General features: G+C 58.2%; 22 protein-coding genes and 1 tRNA gene. 10 read left to right on the forward strand and 13 right to left on the reverse strand.

Translation table 11 applies throughout. The features are described 5' to 3' along the window. The first annotated feature begins 130 nt into the window (after positions 1-130). The 6 genes from P9875_RS09545 (at position 131) to P9875_RS09570 (ending at position 7,160) form a co-directional block, all read left to right on the forward strand. Complete coding sequence (locus tag P9875_RS09545) at positions 131-1,504, forward strand: cache domain-containing protein (RefSeq protein ID WP_176388548.1); 1,374 nt, start codon at positions 131-133, stop codon at positions 1,502-1,504. Positions 1,505-1,510: 6 nt separating this feature from the next. After that, on the forward strand, positions 1,511-2,140 hold the full coding sequence (locus P9875_RS09550; RefSeq protein ID WP_035826133.1) for a response regulator transcription factor: 630 nt from the start codon (positions 1,511-1,513) through the stop codon (positions 2,138-2,140). Positions 2,141-2,404: 264 nt separating this feature from the next. Then, positions 2,405-3,529: an EAL and HDOD domain-containing protein gene (locus tag P9875_RS09555; protein WP_341353822.1), complete on the forward strand. Its 1,125-nt coding sequence runs from the start codon at positions 2,405-2,407 to the stop codon at positions 3,527-3,529. Position 3,530: 1 nt separating this feature from the next. Beyond that, the gene (locus P9875_RS09560) at positions 3,531-5,576 is read left to right on the forward strand and encodes a putative bifunctional diguanylate cyclase/phosphodiesterase (RefSeq protein ID WP_278318219.1); all 2,046 of its coding nucleotides are present in this window, start codon (positions 3,531-3,533) and stop codon (positions 5,574-5,576) included. Between the two features lie 147 nt (positions 5,577-5,723). Next, positions 5,724-5,813: transfer RNA gene (locus tag P9875_RS09565), tRNA-Ser, on the forward strand. A gap of 195 nt (positions 5,814-6,008) precedes the next feature. Beyond that, positions 6,009-7,160 (forward strand): tyrosine-type recombinase/integrase, encoded by a 1,152-nt coding sequence (locus tag P9875_RS09570; protein WP_278318220.1) that lies wholly within the window; start codon positions 6,009-6,011, stop codon positions 7,158-7,160. 170 nt (positions 7,161-7,330) lie between these two features. On the opposite strand, the gene P9875_RS09575 is transcribed toward P9875_RS09570, so the two are convergent. The 11 genes from P9875_RS09575 to P9875_RS28725 form a co-directional block, all read right to left on the reverse strand. Beyond that, entirely contained in the window at positions 7,331-7,576 is a 246-nt protein-coding gene (locus tag P9875_RS09575) for a hypothetical protein (RefSeq protein ID WP_278318221.1), read from the reverse strand. Further along, a complete protein-coding gene (locus P9875_RS09580; protein WP_278318222.1) occupies positions 7,573-8,607 on the reverse strand; it encodes a DNA cytosine methyltransferase in 1,035 nt (344 codons plus the stop codon). The genes P9875_RS09575 and P9875_RS09580 overlap by 4 nt, the downstream gene beginning before the upstream one ends. 10 nt (positions 8,608-8,617) lie before the next feature. Next, a complete protein-coding gene (locus P9875_RS09585; RefSeq protein ID WP_278318223.1) occupies positions 8,618-8,857 on the reverse strand; it encodes a hypothetical protein in 240 nt (79 codons plus the stop codon). Continuing rightward, positions 8,851-9,003, reverse strand: a complete 153-nt coding sequence (locus tag P9875_RS09590; protein WP_175539401.1) for a hypothetical protein — start codon at positions 9,001-9,003, stop codon at positions 8,851-8,853. Before P9875_RS09590 ends, P9875_RS09585 begins: the two co-directional genes overlap by 7 nt. After that, positions 9,000-10,838 carry a replication endonuclease gene (locus tag P9875_RS09595; protein ID WP_278318224.1) on the reverse strand — a complete coding sequence of 613 codons (1,839 nt, stop codon included), beginning with the start codon at positions 10,836-10,838 and terminating at the stop codon, positions 9,000-9,002. The genes P9875_RS09590 and P9875_RS09595 overlap by 4 nt, the downstream gene beginning before the upstream one ends. Then, on the reverse strand, positions 10,828-11,181 hold the full coding sequence (locus P9875_RS09600; RefSeq protein WP_278318225.1) for a hypothetical protein: 354 nt from the start codon (positions 11,179-11,181) through the stop codon (positions 10,828-10,830). Before P9875_RS09600 ends, P9875_RS09595 begins: the two co-directional genes overlap by 11 nt. Before the next feature lie 101 nt (positions 11,182-11,282). After that, positions 11,283-11,684, reverse strand: coding sequence for a hypothetical protein (locus P9875_RS09605; protein WP_278318226.1), 402 nt, complete (start codon positions 11,682-11,684; stop codon positions 11,283-11,285). Positions 11,685-11,804: 120 nt separating this feature from the next. Further along, positions 11,805-12,068: an ogr/Delta-like zinc finger family protein gene (locus P9875_RS09610; RefSeq protein WP_278318227.1), complete on the reverse strand. Its 264-nt coding sequence runs from the start codon at positions 12,066-12,068 to the stop codon at positions 11,805-11,807. Next, on the reverse strand, positions 12,065-12,253 hold the full coding sequence (locus P9875_RS09615) for a hypothetical protein (RefSeq protein ID WP_058050298.1): 189 nt from the start codon (positions 12,251-12,253) through the stop codon (positions 12,065-12,067). Before P9875_RS09615 ends, P9875_RS09610 begins: the two co-directional genes overlap by 4 nt. A 37-nt stretch (positions 12,254-12,290) precedes the next feature. Beyond that, on the reverse strand, positions 12,291-12,494 hold the full coding sequence (locus P9875_RS09620; RefSeq protein WP_035820909.1) for a hypothetical protein: 204 nt from the start codon (positions 12,492-12,494) through the stop codon (positions 12,291-12,293). Positions 12,495-12,504: 10 nt separating this feature from the next. Next, the gene (locus P9875_RS28725; protein WP_423221828.1) at positions 12,505-12,708 is read right to left on the reverse strand and encodes a ribbon-helix-helix protein, CopG family; all 204 of its coding nucleotides are present in this window, start codon (positions 12,706-12,708) and stop codon (positions 12,505-12,507) included. A gap of 82 nt (positions 12,709-12,790) precedes the next feature. Between P9875_RS28725 and P9875_RS09625 the strand changes: the two genes are divergently transcribed. The 4 genes from P9875_RS09625 to P9875_RS09640 are packed head-to-tail and all read left to right on the forward strand — an operon-like array spanning position 12,791 to position 16,102. Continuing rightward, positions 12,791-13,252, forward strand: a complete 462-nt coding sequence (locus P9875_RS09625) for a helix-turn-helix domain-containing protein (RefSeq protein ID WP_278318228.1) — start codon at positions 12,791-12,793, stop codon at positions 13,250-13,252. Positions 13,253-13,255: 3 nt separating this feature from the next. Next, entirely contained in the window at positions 13,256-14,074 is an 819-nt protein-coding gene (locus tag P9875_RS09630; RefSeq protein WP_278318229.1) for a hypothetical protein, read from the forward strand. Between the two features lie 30 nt (positions 14,075-14,104). Next, positions 14,105-14,794 carry a hypothetical protein gene (locus P9875_RS09635; RefSeq protein WP_278318230.1) on the forward strand — a complete coding sequence of 230 codons (690 nt, stop codon included), beginning with the start codon at positions 14,105-14,107 and terminating at the stop codon, positions 14,792-14,794. A 54-nt stretch (positions 14,795-14,848) separates the two neighbouring features. Further along, positions 14,849-16,102, forward strand: a complete 1,254-nt coding sequence (locus P9875_RS09640) for an RES domain-containing protein (RefSeq protein WP_278318231.1) — start codon at positions 14,849-14,851, stop codon at positions 16,100-16,102. Positions 16,103-16,148: 46 nt separating this feature from the next. On the opposite strand, the gene P9875_RS09645 is transcribed toward P9875_RS09640, so the two are convergent. Further along, positions 16,149-16,328 carry a hypothetical protein gene (locus P9875_RS09645; RefSeq protein ID WP_278318232.1) on the reverse strand — a complete coding sequence of 60 codons (180 nt, stop codon included), beginning with the start codon at positions 16,326-16,328 and terminating at the stop codon, positions 16,149-16,151. A gap of 115 nt (positions 16,329-16,443) precedes the next feature. After that, on the reverse strand, positions 16,444-17,142 hold the full coding sequence (locus tag P9875_RS09650) for a hypothetical protein (RefSeq protein ID WP_278318233.1): 699 nt from the start codon (positions 17,140-17,142) through the stop codon (positions 16,444-16,446). Positions 17,143-17,146: the final 4 nt, after the last annotated feature.

A 17,146-nucleotide genomic window follows, 5' to 3' on the forward strand; every position in this document is an offset into this window, starting at 1 on the left:
GAATCGTATAATCGATGCAAGCGCACGACTACGCAGTAACGCTCAGTATTACTACGCAGACCGATTGCCGCGCCGCGACGTAAAATCACGCATTCCCACCAGCATCGACGCCGCCGGAGCGCGCAAGGCCATGAAACTCAGACAGAAAGTCATCTTCCTGGCCATCACGCCGCTCATCCTCGCCCTGTGCGCGATTGCGTTTGCCGTGCGGCATCAGGCGATTACCCTGGCCGAGCAGCAGCGCGCCACCATCCAGCAAGCGTACTTGGCCAGCAAGGAAGCCGAGCTCAAGCATTACGTGACCCTGGCCAGCCATTCCATCGCCTCCCTGTACCAGTCGGGGCGCAAGGATGACGCCACGCAAGAGGAGGCCAAGCGCATCCTGTCGGCCCTCAGTTATGGCGACGATGGCTATTTCTTCATCTATGATTTACAGGGCAAGTCGCTGATGCATCCGCGCCAGCCCGAGCTGGTAGGGCAGAATCTGTGGCAATTGCGCGACGCCGAGGGCAATCTGACCATCCAGCGCCTGATGCAGCGGGCCAAGAGCGGCGGCGGTTTCGAACGCTACAACTGGATCAAGCCGTCGAGCAACAAGTCCGCGCCCAAGCTCGGCTATGTGATCCTGATGCCGGAATGGGGCTGGATGATGGGTACCGGCATTTATATGGATGACGTGGACCAGGCGCTGGCCAAGGTCGACGCCCAGCAGTCGCGCAATATCCGCTCGACCATGGAACTGATCGCCGCCATCGCCATCCTCGGCTCCCTGCTGGTGGCCGCTTGCGGCCTCGTGCTGAACTTGCGCGAATTGCGCGTGGCCGACGCCAAGCTGAAAGTGCTGGCGCAGAGGGTGGTCGAATCGCAGGAAGAAGAGCGGGCGCGGCTGTCGCGCGACTTGCATGACGGCATCAGTCAGTGGCTGGTGTCGATCAAACTGCAGATCGAGGCGGGCATCGCGCGCCTGGGCGGCAATGCAGAACAGAAAGACAAGGCGCCCGCCACCTTCGAGCGTGCCGCCGAGCAACTGAACAAGGTGCTGGGCGAAGTGCGGCGCATTTCACACAACCTGCGCCCGGCCATTCTCGATGACCTGGGCCTGGCCGCCGCGCTCGATCACCTGGTGCATGAATTTAACGACAGCAGCAGCGCGCAAGCCAGTTTCACGGCCAGTCCGGCGGCGGCGGGCGAGGGCTTGCCCGATATGGTGAATACCGTGCTGTTCCGCATCGCCCAGGAAGCGCTGACCAATTGCGAGCGCCATGCCCACGCGCGCGGCGTGGAAGTGAGCTTGCTCGAAGCGGGCAAGGCCGTGGAATTGCGCATCCAGGATAATGGCGGCGGCTTCGATTTCGACGGCATCGCCCTGCATCCGCAGCGCGGCATCGGCCTGCGCAACATGACGGAACGCATGGAAGCCATCGGCGGCAGCCTGCGCATCACCTCGTCTCCGGCCGGCACCGTGGTGCTGGCGCGGCTTGAGCTTTCCTCCACATTAAAATAGAGAACCATGACCGAGAAGATCAACATCCTGCTGGTGGACGACCACCCCCTCGTGCGCGACGGCTTGCGTGCGCGCCTGGAAGCGGTGGCGCATTTCGACGTGGTGGCCGAGGCGGGCGGGGCCGACGAGGCGCTGGCACAGGCGCGTCTCCACCAGGTCGACCTCGTGTTGATGGATATCAATATGCGCGGCATCAACGGCATCGAAGCGACGGCGCTGTTCAAGCAGGCGTTTCCGCAGATCGCCGTGCTGATCCTGTCCATGCACGACAAGCTCGAATATGTGTCGCAAGCCATCGCCGCCGGCGCGCGCGGCTATGTGCTCAAAGATGCTCCTGGGAAAGATATCGTCTTCGCCATCGAGACGGTGATGTCCGGCGGTATCTATTACAGCGCGGCCCTGGCGCGGCAGCTGTCGCGTCCGCAAGTGCACGACTCCTTCCTCACCACGCGCGAGCAGCAAGTGCTGCAGCACATCGCGGCGGGCCAGTCGAACAAGCAGATCGCCCGCGCGCTGGACCTGAGCGTGCGCACGGTGGAGACGCACCGGCTGAACATCAAGCGCAAGCTCGGCATCGAAGGGCAGGCCGAATTGATCAAATATGCGGTCGAGCACGCGCATGGCGGCAGCGCCTGAGCATGCGTGCGCCATGCCGGGTTTTTGCCACACCCGCATGACAGGCGGGTCTCGCGGGGGAATGTTCTTTTTGAACATTTATTGCCAAAATTAAACTGTTTCGCAGGTGAGATTCGGATAGAATGATTCTCGCTGTCGAGGGCATCCCTGTCGGGCCAGGGTTGCCAATGCTGGTCAGTTTATTTACTATGGCGCCCTACCCACACTGAGATACCGATGTCAGCGTCTGAATCAAACCTGTTTCCGTTGGTGGGATTACAAGCAGTGGCCAATGCTCATAACGAGTGGGTCGCTGTCACCCTGCATGGTCCGCAGGCCTGGACGGCGCCGCTGCTGGCGGCGCTGGCCGCCGCCGATGCGTATGCCTTCCTGGCGCCGCTCGACTGCATCATTCCCCTGGCCGACCCGCATGGCGTGGACGAGGCCGTGCTGGCGCAACTGGCGCCGCAACGCACCATCTTCCGTTTGCCGGCCCATCTTGCCGGCGACAAGCAACTCCAGAAAAAATGCCAGCAATGGCGCGACGCCGGCTACCGCATCCTTCTCGATGGGGCCGAAGCCGGTCCCGTGACGGCGGCGCAAGTTGACGCGCGCGCGCTGAGCTTTGATGCGTCTGGCCCACGCCCGGCCCTGCACCAGTTGCTGCCCCTGGCGGGGCCGCACCTCGCCTACAACATCGCCGACGCGGGGCAGTTTGCTGCCTTGCAAGAACTTGGCGTCAGCTGGTTTGCCGGCGATTACGCCCTGCACCATGCGCGCCAGCAAAGCGAGCCGGAAGACGCCACGTCGCGGCGCCGCCTGCTGGCGCTGCTGGGCTTGCTGGCCCGCGATGCCGATGCGCACGAGCTGGAAGTGCCGCTCAAGCAAGACCCATCGCTCAGCTATCATTTATTGAAACTGGTCAATTCAGCCGCCTTTGGTTTCACGGCGCCGATTAGCAGCTTCAGCCAGGCCATCACCTTGCTGGGCCGGCGCCAGCTGCAGCGCTGGCTGCAACTGCTGCTGTATGCGCGGCAACAGGACGACGGCAAGATCCACGCGCTGCTGCCGCTGGCGGCCGTGCGCGCGGCGCAGATGGAAGCGCTGTGCCAGCTGCGCGGCGGCGACCGCGACGCGCAAGACCTGGCCTTCATGGCGGGCGTGTTCTCGCTGCTCGACGTCCTGCTGGGTATGCCGATGGACGAGATCATCGCCACCCTGAACCTGGCGCCCGCAGTGAGCGCCGCCTTGCTCGAACGCAATGGCGAGCTGGGCACCTTGCTGGCGCTGGTCGAAAGCGCCACGCCGCCGCCCGAAGGCTTGCGCCGCGCCGGCATCGATGGAGAAACCTATTGGCGCAGCCTGCTGCAGGCCTACCAATGGGCCATCCAGGTCAGCCGGAACCTCTAGCATGACCCTGTTTCCGGTGTCGGATTTCCTTGGTGACAGCGCCGCCCTGTGCGACGCCGTCGTGCGTTTGCGCGGCCCCGCGCTGGTCACTGAGCTGGGCCGTATCGCCAGCGCCGTGATGGTCAGTCCGCATGGCCAGTTCCTGCCCGCGGCCAGCACCGATGGCGGCGCTCCGCCCGCGCCTTTCCCCCGCGATACGCCTGCCTTGCTGCAGGAAATCAGTTTCGATGGCCATTGCTTCGGCCATTACAGCGTGGCGGGACGCAGTGTGTACAGCGACGCCGACCGTCGCCACCTGGCCAGCCTGGCATCGCTGACGGCTGGCGTCTTGCAAGTGCATTCGCTGGCGCAACGTTCCACGCACGCCTACGCGCAAGTGGAAGCCTTGCTGGCGCAGCAGACGCAAATCCTCGACCAGTTGCACGAATCCGTGCTGACGATGGATTTGACCGGTTACATCACCAGCTGGAACAAGGGCGCCGAGCGTCTGTTCGGCTACACCTCGGTGGAAGCCGTAGGGCGCAACATCCTGTTCCTGTACGACGACGAAGACACAGGTTTCCACGACGCCTTCCTGGAGCAGGGAGGGCGCCTGATGGAGGTGCGCCGCCGAAAGAAGTCGGGCGAGATCTTCTGGGCCAGCCTGTCCCTGTCTCCGCTGCAAGACCTGGACGACAAGCCCATCGGACTCATCGCCTACCTGACGGACATCACCGAGCGCAAGCTGGCCGAAGAGCGCTTGCACCACCTGGCCTATTACGACCCGCTGACCAGCCTGCCCAACCGCACCTTGCTGGCCAAGCTGGTCGACCAGGCACTCTCCGTGGCACAGCGCAGCAAGATGCTCGGCTGCGTGCTGTTCATCGACCTGAACCGTTTTAAACTGATCAACGACACCCTGGGCCGGCGCATCGGCGACGAACTGCTGCGGCAAGTGTCGCTGCGTTTCCGCCATGCCTTGCGCGACCAGGACTTGGTGGCGCGCCTGGGCGGCGACGAGTTTGCCGTCGGCCTGTTCGACATCGGCCAGCATTTCGAGGCCAGCATGGTGGCGCAAAAGCTGCTGGCCTCGCTGGTGGAGCCGTTCCTGATCGAAGGCCACGACTTGCGCGTGGGCGCCAGCATCGGCATCAGTGTCTACCCGCAAGACGGGCAGGACGCGGAAACCCTGCTGCGCCTGGCCGACATCGCCATGTACCGTGCCAAGCAAGACAGCGGCGGCGAAGCGGAAAGTGTGGCCTTCTACAGCCAGGACATGAACCTGGGCATGCAGGCGCGCATGCGCCTGGAAACCGGCTTGTGCCAGGCTTTATCCGAGCAGCAACTGCTGCTGCACTACCAGCCGAAATACGCGCTGGGCAGCGGCCGCATCATCGGCGCCGAAGCGCTGGTGCGCTGGCACCACCCGCAGCACGGCATGATCCCGCCGGCCGAATTCATCCCCCTGGCCGAATCGACGGGCCTGGTGGTGCAAGTGGGAGAATGGGTGCTGGAAGCGGCCTGCGCCCAGGCGCAAGCGTGGAAACTGGCCGGCCTGCCGCCGATCCGCCTGGCCGTCAACGTCTCCGCCCGCGAATTCACGGCAGCCTTGCCCGCCAGAGTGGCGGCGACCCTGTCCCGCTACGGCCTGGAAGCGGCCTGGCTGGAGCTGGAGATCACGGAAAGTACCCTGATGCACAACATCGAGAGAGTCATCGGCATCATGGACCGCATCACGGCCCTGGGCGTGGCGCTGTCCTTGGACGATTTCGGCACCGGCTATTCGAGTCTGTCTTATTTGAAACGCTTCCCCATCGACACGTTAAAGATCGACAGGTCCTTCACCACCGGCATCCCGACCGACGCCAGCGACTGCGCCATCGCCAGCACCATCATCAGCATCGCCCAGCAGCTGCACCATAAAGTGATCGCGGAAGGCGTGGAAACGACCGAGCAGCTGGCCTTCCTGAAGAGTTCGGGCTGCGACGAAGTGCAAGGCTATCTGTTCTCGCGCCCCTTGCCAGCGGTGGAGTTCGAGAAGGCGCTGCGGGAAAACTGGGGCCTGTAAGGCTCAGTTTTGCTGTGCCAGCGCAGGCGTTGCCCCCGCAGGCGAAGAGCCGTGGGTGTTCTCCTGTCCGCTTCGCTGGGGGAAATAAGGCCACGGGAGTGCTAGCCATTGGTAAGCCACTGACCTTTATGTATAATGCTGCCATCTGGAAGCGTGGCCGAGTGGTTGAAGGCACTAGTCTTGAAAACTAGCGACGGGTTAAACTGTTCGTGAGTTCGAATCTCACCGCTTCCGCCAAGTACATAAAAAATTCGTGTGTATACTCAACCTATACACCACCGAATTTCCTTGAAAATCAACGAGTTAGCTTGATTTTCATCCCTCTGAATCGCAGATTCGGAGACATCCAAAAACCTTCCCACAGAATCACGTGTAGGCTGATTTGTAGGTATGATGCGGTTTTTCTCAAAAACCGTACCTACAGGATTCCGCATGGCCATCAATACGCTTACCGATACAGACTGCCGTCGTGCAACGCCGAATGACGGCAAGCTGCGCAAGCTCTTCGATGGCCACGGCCTGATGCTGGCCGTCCTGCCGAGCGGCAACAAGATTTGGCGCATGGCCTATCGTAACGACCAGGGCAAGCAGCAAACTGCCGTGATTGGCCCGTATCCCCTGATCGGCCTCAAGGAGGCCCGTGACCGGCGCGACGCCTTGCGTTTGAAACTGCTGGATGGGGAGGATCTCAAGTCCAAGCGCAAAACGAGCGCGTCCATAGTCCTTGATGCCGCAATCGATACCTACTGGCAAGGGCGCACGGACATCAGCGCCGGCTATAAGGCAAATGCACTGCGCGCGCTGGCCATGTACGTTTCGCCGACGCTGGGCGCGAAAACTGTGCGTGAAATTACCAAGGAAGATCTGATGGACGCGCTGCGCCCGATGGATGCCGCCGGCCTGTCCGTGTACGTCCGGCGCGTGCGCATGTGGGTGGGCCAGGTGCTCGACTGGTCCGTTCAGCATGGCCACTGCGAAGAGAACCCCGCATCGAACATCAACTCGAAGGTCGCCTTTTCCCGCAAGCCGCGCGAAGGGTTTGCCGCCTTGGCATTGGCCGAGGTGCATCCGTTCATGGAGCGCCTGGCCCTTGAAGATGAAATTCAGTCTGTGCTGGCCTGTAAGCTGCTGGCGTTGACGTGGACGCGCACGGACGAGCTGCGGCGCATGACCTGGGCGGAAGTGGAGGGTGATGTCTGGCGGATACCGGGCAAGCGCATGAAGAAGGGCCGTGAGCATCTGGTGCCGCTGTCATCCCAGGCGCTGGAACTGCTGGCTGAAATGAAGCTGCGTTCGCGGGGTAGCATCTACGTTTTCCCGAATGACCGGGGCGGTAGCCGCCCCATGAGTGAAAACTCGATTCTGTACCTCATTCACCGTATCGGCTTCAAAGGCAAGATGACGGGCCACGGCTGGCGCAAGGTCGGTTCCACCTGGGCCAACGAGCACGAATACAACTCAGATCACGTCGAGGTGCAACTCGCGCACAAGGACGGCGGCGTGCGCGGGGTCTACAACTCCGCGGAGTACCTGAAGCAGCGCCGGGTCATGCTTCAGGCCTTCGCTGACTGGCTGTTAAAGTAGCCTTATCCCAGCGGCTTGGAGCGTTGACAGGCGCCATCCCAGCGTGCGCTGGGTTATGGCAACGTCCGCTGGCGGCAGCTTGTTCTCCTTGACCCATCTGCGCAGCGTCTCCGAAGTGACGCCCAGCATTTTGTATAAGTCCTGACGGTAGATAATTCGGTCTTCGTTCATTATTTGAGTCCTGTCGTGGTGGGGTTTTTCTTGCGCTGGGCTGGTTCTATATGGCCGGCTTTGCTTTGCACCACCAAGGCGAATGCTTCGGCCTCGGTGTGGTGCGGTACTTCGACGCCAGGCTTGCGGTAGTCACGCAGCCGGCAGAATTCTTTGTATTGGTCCATTTGGATACTTTGTAGTTCGCTTGATAGTTTTACTCGTCTGCCAGTGCTCTCCGTAATGCTGGCACTTTGGTCACTCATGTCACCTCCATTACCGACTCGATAAAGATGCGCGCCTGTTCCGCGTTGATCGCGTTGCCGTAGGCGCGCAGGCGTCCCACTCGGGCGGTAGCCCCATCAGCCAGCGGGAATGTGCCGGGTTCAACTGGCCGCCACTTGCCATCCCTGCAATGCAGCCAGTCAGCATCTCTCCATATGCCGTTAGTCGGGCCGCGCAGTTGCTCGTCAATGGCACCATCTCTGTCAGATAGCCACTCGTCCGATTGGTCGCTGCGCGGCTGGGCCGAAGTCCCTTCCTGTCGATCACGTCCAGCGTGTTGGGCGTTGGCCAGCCCGAAAACAGTGCCGCATGATTGAGCGTTATGTTGTGCGTGGTGAAGCTCTGGCTTGGCGTGCGCACCGAGTCCGTGCGGGTTGGCGTCGGCCAGCCGCACAAGTACGCTTGCCTGGGTAACTGATCCACCCGATCCTTTCCATCCCGTTGCGCCACCATTCCCGGTGTGTCCTTCCAGTCCCGCGCCGCTGGCGTTACCCAGCCAGTAGATGCGGTCCCGGATATGCGGAGCACCGACGCTCGCAGACGGGAACGCAAGCGCCCCGAAGGCATAGCCCAAGGCTTCCATGTCAGTTTGTACAAGGTCGAGCCAAGTATCTGCGTCCTTGCTCGCAACTTGCTCTCCAAGGATGACTGGAGGCCGGAGCTTCTTCCGGCGACACCCGTCAGCGTGTTCGCGGATAAGGTGGTGGAATGCTGGCCACAGGTGCCGCTCGTCAGCGAACCCAGCGCCGCCGCCTGCCGAGCTGAAAGGCTGGCACGGGCACGAGCCTGTCCAGACTCGTCGCGAATCGTTCCATCCTGCGCGACGAAGAGCATAGGACCAAACTCCAACGCCAGCGAAAAAGTGGCATTGCGTGTAGTCGACGAGCTCGTCGGGACAAATATCTTCGATCGATCGTTCATCCACAATTCCCGGCGCTATGTGGCCGGCCTTTATCAGGTTGCGCAGCCATGCGGCTGCGTATGGGTCAATTTCATTGTAAAAAGCACTCACCGGGACAGCCTTAACTTGCGAGTGCCGCGCACGGCGCAGCGGCGCCTGCAGACTGCAGCGCGGCAAGGGGGACAGCGCGGAACATGCCCGGCCACTGGTGGTCCAGCTCCACCCAGGCGTGCAGCTCGCCATTGCCCACGTCACGGCGCAGGTCGTTGACGGTGCCGGCTTGGTAGCCTTCGTCGGTATCGAATGTCACGCGGTCGCCCAGGGCGATTTGCCGCGTTGAATTGGTCAGGGTGTTCAGCATTGCGGTGCTCCTTTCAGTTTGGCGGTAACGCCGCACACGCCGTAGCGGTCGATGGCGGCGTCGATCACGTCACCGCTGGATGCGGCAACCTCAAAAAATTCAAAGCGTTCGGTTTGGGTGCGAACGATCACGGCATAGGTGCTCATGTGCCATTTCCTTCATGGGGTGGGGTGTCGGGGACGATCAGCCGGGGATACGGGCAGGCGTTAACGGCCGCCCAAGCTGCAATCACGGCTGTTTTTGCCTCGTCGGGTAGGTCAGGCACGGGCGCCGCCGACGGCGTGGCCGGGGCAGGGCGGTCGGGGTGCGTACAGTTATTTACACGAGTCCGAGGAACGGCAACCCCAACAGCCACCCCGCGCCCGCCTGTGGCCTGTACCGGCGTCCACGTATGGCGCACGGACTTGAAGACCACCCCAATCAGATCGCTGCAGCGCACGCCGTAGGGCGTGGTGCGCAGCGTTTCGCCATAGCGGCCGATGACGGTTTTTTCATCCTTCGCCAGCGTGACGACCAGTTCCTTGCGCGGCACCAGGGCGCCGCCTTGGGCGCGCAGGTACTCGGCCCAGCAGGCGCGCTTCTCGCAGTCGATCTTTTGCACGGCGTCCCAGGCGCGGCGCATGGCGGCCGGGGCTTCGTTGAGCATGCTTTCCTCGATGCGGCGCAGTTCACGCCACACGGTGACGGGCGCGCCGCCCCATTGCTGGAATTGACGGATGCCCCAGCACGCGGCCCAGGACTCGACGCGCGCCGATGGCGTCAGCTCGACATCGCCTTCGGTGTCGGCCGTGACGACATAGCCTTCTTTCGTCTTGTGGTCGGCCACGCCGTCGATGTTCTTGGCCACGTACTTGGCGATGTAGCCGGCGGCGCTGCCCTTGGCCCAGTCGATGCGTTTGACGTCCAGGCGGCGCGCGAAGGCACCCGGTTCGCCACGATCCACGCGCCAGGCGTAGCGCTTCATGATGCGGATGGCGCGGCCGGCCACGTCCTGCAGGTGGGCCGTCTTGTATTTCGCGGTGGGCCGCACGAACAGCAGCAGATGCCAATGTGGACAGCCATCGTGATGCGGCTCGGCGATGCGAAAGCCGTACAGGCCGATACCACGGCGCGCGAGTGCGGAGCGGCACAGCGATGTCATCTTGCCCAGGTAGGCGTTGGCCTCGCGCGGCGTGGAGCCGTCGAATTTGTCGTTTGCCTTGCCGCTGTGCTGCATGGCGTGGAAGCGCGATGGGCACGTCCAGGTGATGAAAATACCCTGGTCGCCGCACTCGCGGGCGATCTGCTCAAAGCCGTTGATGCGCAGCATCAGTTCGCCGCGCCGGATGGCCTTGTTCGCGGTGGTCTTCTCGGCCAGCTCGGCGATGCTGAATTGCTGGCCGTTCTCGTTTTGCACAAGAGTAGCGGCCAGCGCTGCCGCGTTGCGGCGGTTTTGCGCCAGGCGCGACAGCACGGCATCGTTGCTGGCGTAGGGTTCGCCGCGATAGTTCACATAGCCCAGGCGGATATTGCCGGCTTCGAAGGCGCGCTTGACGCGCTTGCGCAACTGCCGGCGCCACCAGTGCGCATCCACCAAGCGGGCGATGGTGTCGGTCAGCGCGTCGAACTCGGGCAGCTCGATGCCATACGAGGCGCATTCGTCTTCCATGATCTGCAGGGCGTGCGTGTCGGATACTGCCATCCACAGCATTTTGGTGACGCCGGCCGCCGCGCGCTCGGCGGTGGCCACGATGTCGGCGTCGCTTTGCGACAGGTCGACGCCGGCCGGCACGTACTGTTCGGCGAACTCGCGCACAAAGCTGGTGGCGACGGATTCATAGACTTTGTACCAGGACGACCAGGCCATTTTTGCCATTGCGGCCGTGATGACGCGGTTGCGCCACTTGAACGGGATACGGGCCAGCTCGGGTGCGAATTGCGCGGATCGTAAAAAGGCTTCGTGACGCTGGGCGTCAGGCAGCAGGATTTGTTTAGATTGCATTCAACAGTCTTTCGTACACACGGATAGCGGCAGAGGTGGCGGCGCGCAGCGCGATGCGCTCTTCCTCGGTAAATGAATGGATGGGCGATTCCCAGCGGTCGGCGTCCATGCCGGCGGCGATCAGCACGGAACGGCGCGCGCCACGCGGCGACAATCCCCACGCCTGGGCCATGAAGGGCGCCAGGTTGCGCGGCTTGATGCTGCGCAGCTGGGCCTTGGCTTCGGCGATGGCAGCCAGTGCATGCCCGGCGCCTGGTGGCGTCGGCATGTCCTTGTCGCGCGCGGCCAGAATCTCGGCGGCAGGCTGGAAGGACAGGTGATTGTCGATAAGGGACGCCGGCATGGTTCAGTCCTTGATGGCGCCAATGGCCCGCAGTACGCTGGGGGTGATGAGGATCAAGATCGACAGCAGCCAGATGCCGCAGGTTTTGGCCAGGCGCAGCATCAGCGTGCCCCAGCCTTGAGAAAATGCTCGGCCCAGTACGGGAGCGTATGCGATGCGCCGCAGCAGTGCCGGGAACCCGCTTCAGTGGCGAAAATGTAGTTCACCTCGATGGGCAGCTTGCCGACCAGGGCGCGTTGCTTGGCTGGCGCGAAAAAGCCGTCACGTTCCAGTGCCTGCCCATCGCTGACGATGAAGGTCAAATTGGCAGCGCCGTAGGCGTGATAGGTCTTGGCGATCTCATGGATGTGGGCGGTCAGCGCCGCGATGCCGATGCCCGCGCCAGCTCGCAGCAGAAAACACGTTGGCGCCACGGGGACAATACAATTTTGCAAGGTCGGGCGGGTCGTGCTTGATACCATGGATTGGTCGGCATGACTGGCGGCGTGCAGCGTGTTTTCCATCGGTTTTCCTTATTTCAGGTTGAACGAATCCCGCACGCTCAAAAGGGAGCGCTGCAGGGCACAGCAAAAGAGGGGAGTTACAGCGGCCGGGCTACGGTGGCGCGAGGATCGGGATAGTCATCAGCAGCCCGCAGTCAGGTCCAGGGCCAGCTGGCTGGTGGCTGCCGCGCGCGCATGTTGGGACATCGGGATGCGGATATCCGGCTTGGGCATGGCGGACAGCGAGAGGGTGCGCAGGACTTCCAGGCCAGCCACGAAGGAGTGCCCGCAGTCGGGGTTCTGGCACATGTAGGTGATTTCCTTGAACATGGCGGACATCATGCGGCTCTTGACGGCGCGGACGGTGTATTCGCAATGCGGGCAGGGCAGGCCGATGACTCTCATTTCAGCTTTCTTTCCACTTGGTACAGGGCGCGACCGCGACCTGTCATGTTTTTCGACTGTATGCGTAAGCGCGACTTGACGAGCCATTCGGCCGCTTGCTCGATACTTGCCAGCCCCTGGCGTTGACGCACGAGTTCCAGCACCGCGCGCTCTTCGTCATTGAGGTTAATTTGATGGTCTGGCATTTTCTGTAACTTTAGAGTTGCTCAAAAGTGACTCGGTTTAAACACTACGACGCTGTACGCTGTCGATAGTGGCGTCATCCAAGGCAATCACGGCCAGGGCTTCACGCATCACGATCTGGCGCACCAGCACCGCAAGCTCTTCGCCCTGGTAGTTGGCGATCGAGGAAACGAGCTGGTGCTCATAGTCGTCGAGACGCAGCATGACGCGGTGGCTGCGGATACGTTTTGCATCGGGGTACATGACGTTGTCCTTAGTGGGTAGTTTTGGATGCGAGTTCGCGCTTGTAGTCTGCGAGGCCGCGCAAGATCAGGAGGCGAAGGAGCCATGCGCGTGATCGCTGTTGAGCTGCGGCAAGAGTTTCGATTTCCTTTACCTCGTCAGGAGCCAAACGAACGCCAAGCGGCTGGGAGGTGACGCCTTTGGTAATGCGTCCGACTTTTGACAAGTTTTTCATAATGTTATGATGTGTAATCGCTACGGTATGGCGTAACTATAGCTCTCAAATGAGAGCATTGTAAAGAAAAATTTGAGCACAAATGAGATCAATTGGTGAAATACTAAAAGAGGAACGCCAACGGCTGGGCATGAATCAGGATGATTTTGCTGCAGTGGGTGGACTAAAGCGGCGTGCCCAGACGCTCTATGAACAGAACGAGCGGGCGCCAGACGCTCTTTACTTGCGGGCGCTGGCAGCAATAGGGGTTGATGTAAATTACATACTGACAGGCGAAAAGATGCTTTCCGCTCTGACCTTGGAAGAAAAAGAATTGCTTACGGGCTATCGTGGTTTGGATAGTCGTGGAAAAGCGGGAGTGTTGGGGATGATTGGCGGAATGGCCTCAGCCCAGAGCGGGGCGGCGCCGAGTGGGAGCGTTTCGAACGAGCCGTCGAAGTACGCAATCAATCCTGTGTTCCACGGTGATGTTGGGCAGACGATTTACGGAGATGTGACATCTCCGAATACAGTCAATATGCCAAAGAAAGACAAAAAGAAGTAACTTATGAGATTGTGGTTTCAATGCTTTTTTTCCCTGGCGCTGCTCAGCCCTGCATCAATCGTTCTCGCTGATGTTGCTACCTGCAACAGATCAAAATGCGAAGGGGGAACGGCACTTGTCTATTCACCAGCTGATGAACCTGCAATAGCATGTGACGATCTCAATGTGTGCTCATACGTCAGCTTTTATTTGCTTGTCGATTCTATGGTCAAGGCTGGCGAAGCAAACGAGAACGACCCACAGGATATGCTGGTACTGGAGCGAAAAATGCAGCGAGCAGGGCTTGCAAGCTTTCAAGATGCTGCAAATAGCTATCGTTGGGCAACGCATCGGCAGCGAGTGAAAATCAGTACCATGAATTTTAAGGAGGAATTGGCATATGTAGAGCCAATTCAAGGCGGAAACGGGTATTGGATCGGCTTTGAAAGCTTGACCCCCGTTGCGCGGACCGCCAAAGACTATCCTTTTTCTGGAAAAGTGACACCGGGATCCGTAATTGTGGCATCGCTAGTCAATGCGGGCACTGGAGTTTACGGAGTTAGGTCCATAGAACGCGAAATTAATGCAGTACTACCGCAAAGTTTCGACGAACGTATATCGTTTTCGCTCGACGGACATACGTCAGGAGGCGGACAAATTTTTATTTGTTCCTCCAAGAAATTTTGCGACTCGATCCACGGCTATTTTACATTGCTGACTTCTTTAGCCGGCCCATACTTATTTCGATCAAAGGATGGAAAGATCGTTGCTCAACTTAATAGCAGTTTGCCACCTGAAGCGGCCCTTTTTTTTGAGTCTGCGATGTTGCGAATTGGGCAATAAATTAAATGGTGAATTAAGGATGTAGTTTGAATGTCAAGTAAGAACGAATTTTCTGGTGATGTAGGTCAGGCTATTTTTGGTAATTTGAATGAATCGCCAAGGTTGAGCAACGTAGTGACGCTTCATGTGGGCGAGAAGGAAAAGCCCGCCAATCTGATTACCCCGTATCAGCGTACAAGCATCAAGTTGCTTGTAGATGAGCTTGCCATGTTAAGTGGCGACGAAGACATGAAGATTTATCGGGGACTCATCACCGATTATGGACTGCATCGATTTAAGGAATTGCCGCGAAGCAAATACCGAGAAGTCAAAGCGACTTTAGAGCAGCGGATTGATCAGGCAAGTAACCCGCCAGCAGCACCATCGGTTGCACCCCCAAGTGCCAAAAATGCCCCGGAGGCACCCCATCATCCCTACACTTTGTTACCTTGCCTGGCGTGCGTCGAAAAGTCTTTAAGTTTTTCACGTCTACAGCTCACGGCACGCATTCAACTTGGCGCATTGATTACGTGCTTGGCGGTTTGTGGTTGGTTACTCTACAAAATGCAGGTGGCACCTGCAGTGCACGGCTCTCGTTCGGCAGTAGACGGCAAGTGCTATATCGCGGGCAAGGCTTACTCGGTGGGACATATTGAACGGTCGCGTGGCAGGGCAGTGGAATGCGTCGGGCCTATTGGTGATATGCCAGCGGTGTGGCTTGACGTCAATCGGAGTCATTAGATCATGAATGCACAATAGCTCGATATTTTTTTAAAAATTCAAAGAAAGCCCAAAATGCCATTGATTTGTTATAAATGTATCGATGATGTTGGACTAAAGAAAATAATTGAAAAGGTGGGTAATGTTGGACATTGCTCTATCTGCGAAGGTGTGAAAAGAGTGGCAGTTGAAGCTAGGGAGCTTGGAAAAATAATAGAACCTACACTCAGGAAACTCTACTCTATAGGAGAGGAACAGCCAAGGTACTCTCTTGAAGCGGATGGAGTGTATTACCAACAGCAGGGAGAGTACCTAGAGGAAATTATTGAGTCGATTTTGGAGCAAGAGCTTGACTGTGTAGACGAGATTGCCTCAGGCGTAATTGAAGCAGACAACTATTGGCCTCAAGACGGGGAGTACGGATTCTGGGACGATACCAGTTGTTATGAAAGAAACCTATACCATGGCCAAGGGACGGGTTTCTCTTGGGAAGCTACTTTAGCTGAGCTAAAGCATAGTCGGCGTTTTTTTAGTCCATCAGCGCAGACGCTTTTTACTGAATTATTTGCAGGGCTAGACACCTTGAGAGTGTTGAAGGGAAGAAAATCTGAACCGGTAGTGACGACATTGCCCGAGGGTTCGCTGCTTTATCGAGCAAGAAGCTGTCGTATAGAGAGTGAAGCTAAAACGATCTGGGAAAACCCTTTAGCTTTCGTCGGACCGCCGCCATTAGATAAAGCGCGCGCAGGGAGAATGAATGCAGAAGGTGTTGTTGTACTTTATTGTGCCAAAGATATTGAAACATGTTTGGCCGAGATGCGCCCTGCACTGGGCGGAACACTTGCATTAATAACTTTGAAAACTAGAGAGCCTCTTCGTATTTTGGACTTTTCATTGCTTGAAAAGCGCTTTGTTGGTGGGCCTGGGAGCGTTTTTGAACCGAACTATTTTGAAGAATTAGAGCGTAGACAATTCTTGAAGCGTCTACATCATTTAATCTCGCAACCGATAGTGCCTGGTCATGAAGCTGATTATTTGATTACGCAGACCATGGCCGAGTATCTTGCTCATGTTCATGATGTACAAATTGATGGAATATCGTTTTCATCGGCACAGCGCGCATCAGGTGTGAACGTAGTACTTTTCCCATCGAGAGACTTACTCACTGACAGAGTGCAGGATAAGTTCGGAGTTGAGTATGTCGAGGGCAGTATTAAAGGCTTCAAAACGGAGAGTATCCGATATCGTCATTCGGAAGTTGATGTGGAGAAAAGAGTTGACGGATCATTTTCTCTGGCTTCAAAATACGATCCTGATCTGGATTTTTAGTGATGGCTAATAATTTTATAGAAATTATTGGCCCTCGATTCTCTTTCTAATAGATGGCCGAATCTGCGTTCTCTTTGATGATTTCTCGCACTTCCTTGATATGCTCCCAAGCCATTTTTGCCGCCCGCTTGGCACCGTGCTTGCTCTTATAAAGATGCTCCAGCGTCTTGAGCGTGCCTGCGGCGCCGGCTTGCTCCTGCCCTGCCTTTTTCTTCTTCGCCGCCACGTCCTTCCACTTGGCCACTACCCCGGTAATGCCGTCGTCCGGGTCTTTCTCCGCCTCGCGCTCGGCCTCAAACGCTCTTGTGCGGCTGGCGCAGAGCTAGTAGCTTGACTGTAATTTATTGGCAACTTAGTAAGCTATTGTCATAGGTGAAAAAAGTAACCGTTCGATATCCAACAGCATAGGCACCGTCTCCGGTCTGGCGCAATTTGCCGTAAGTAGACAATCGCTTCAAACGTTCTGCTTTAGTGAGGTTCGGAGCGCAATGATCGGGGCCGGCCTCTGAGGAAGTCTCCGTCTGCGCCTCAGCCGCCGGTAACTCGGTGTTCAAATTCCACTGAACGTCCAATTTTGAAAAGGACGCGTACGTTGCCACATTCATATACTCGTCGGCCTCAAAACTCAATCCAACGGCTTTTCCTGTGGAATCAACGATCCTACTCATGCTGCTGAGCGGGATCGATTTCGAGAAGATTTTGAACCCATCCTTGTCCACGAAATTCAAAAAGAACCCTTTGCTCTCGTCTTGGCGTGCCGCAATGAGTTGGTATTTCATATATGGAGGCAGCGAGTCTGTGGTAACAATCATGTGGAGGCGCCCGTCCACCATTTTCGTACGGGCATCCAATGAAAATTGAAGAATGGAATTTAGATCGGAAGTCCAATTTTTAGCAGTCTCGTATTCTTTTGCTTGTGTCTTTTGCCAATAGTAATAACCAGCAGTCCCTAATCCTAAAATTACTGCCAGCGCAAAAAAGGAAAGAAACAGCGCAGTTGCCAAACGCATTGTTGACTTCAAATACGCAATTATCTTCATAGGT

Origin of the sequence: Janthinobacterium rivuli (assembly GCF_029690045.1) — a bacterium.
GTDB classification, from domain to species: Bacteria; Pseudomonadota; Gammaproteobacteria; order Burkholderiales; family Burkholderiaceae_D; genus Janthinobacterium; species Janthinobacterium rivuli.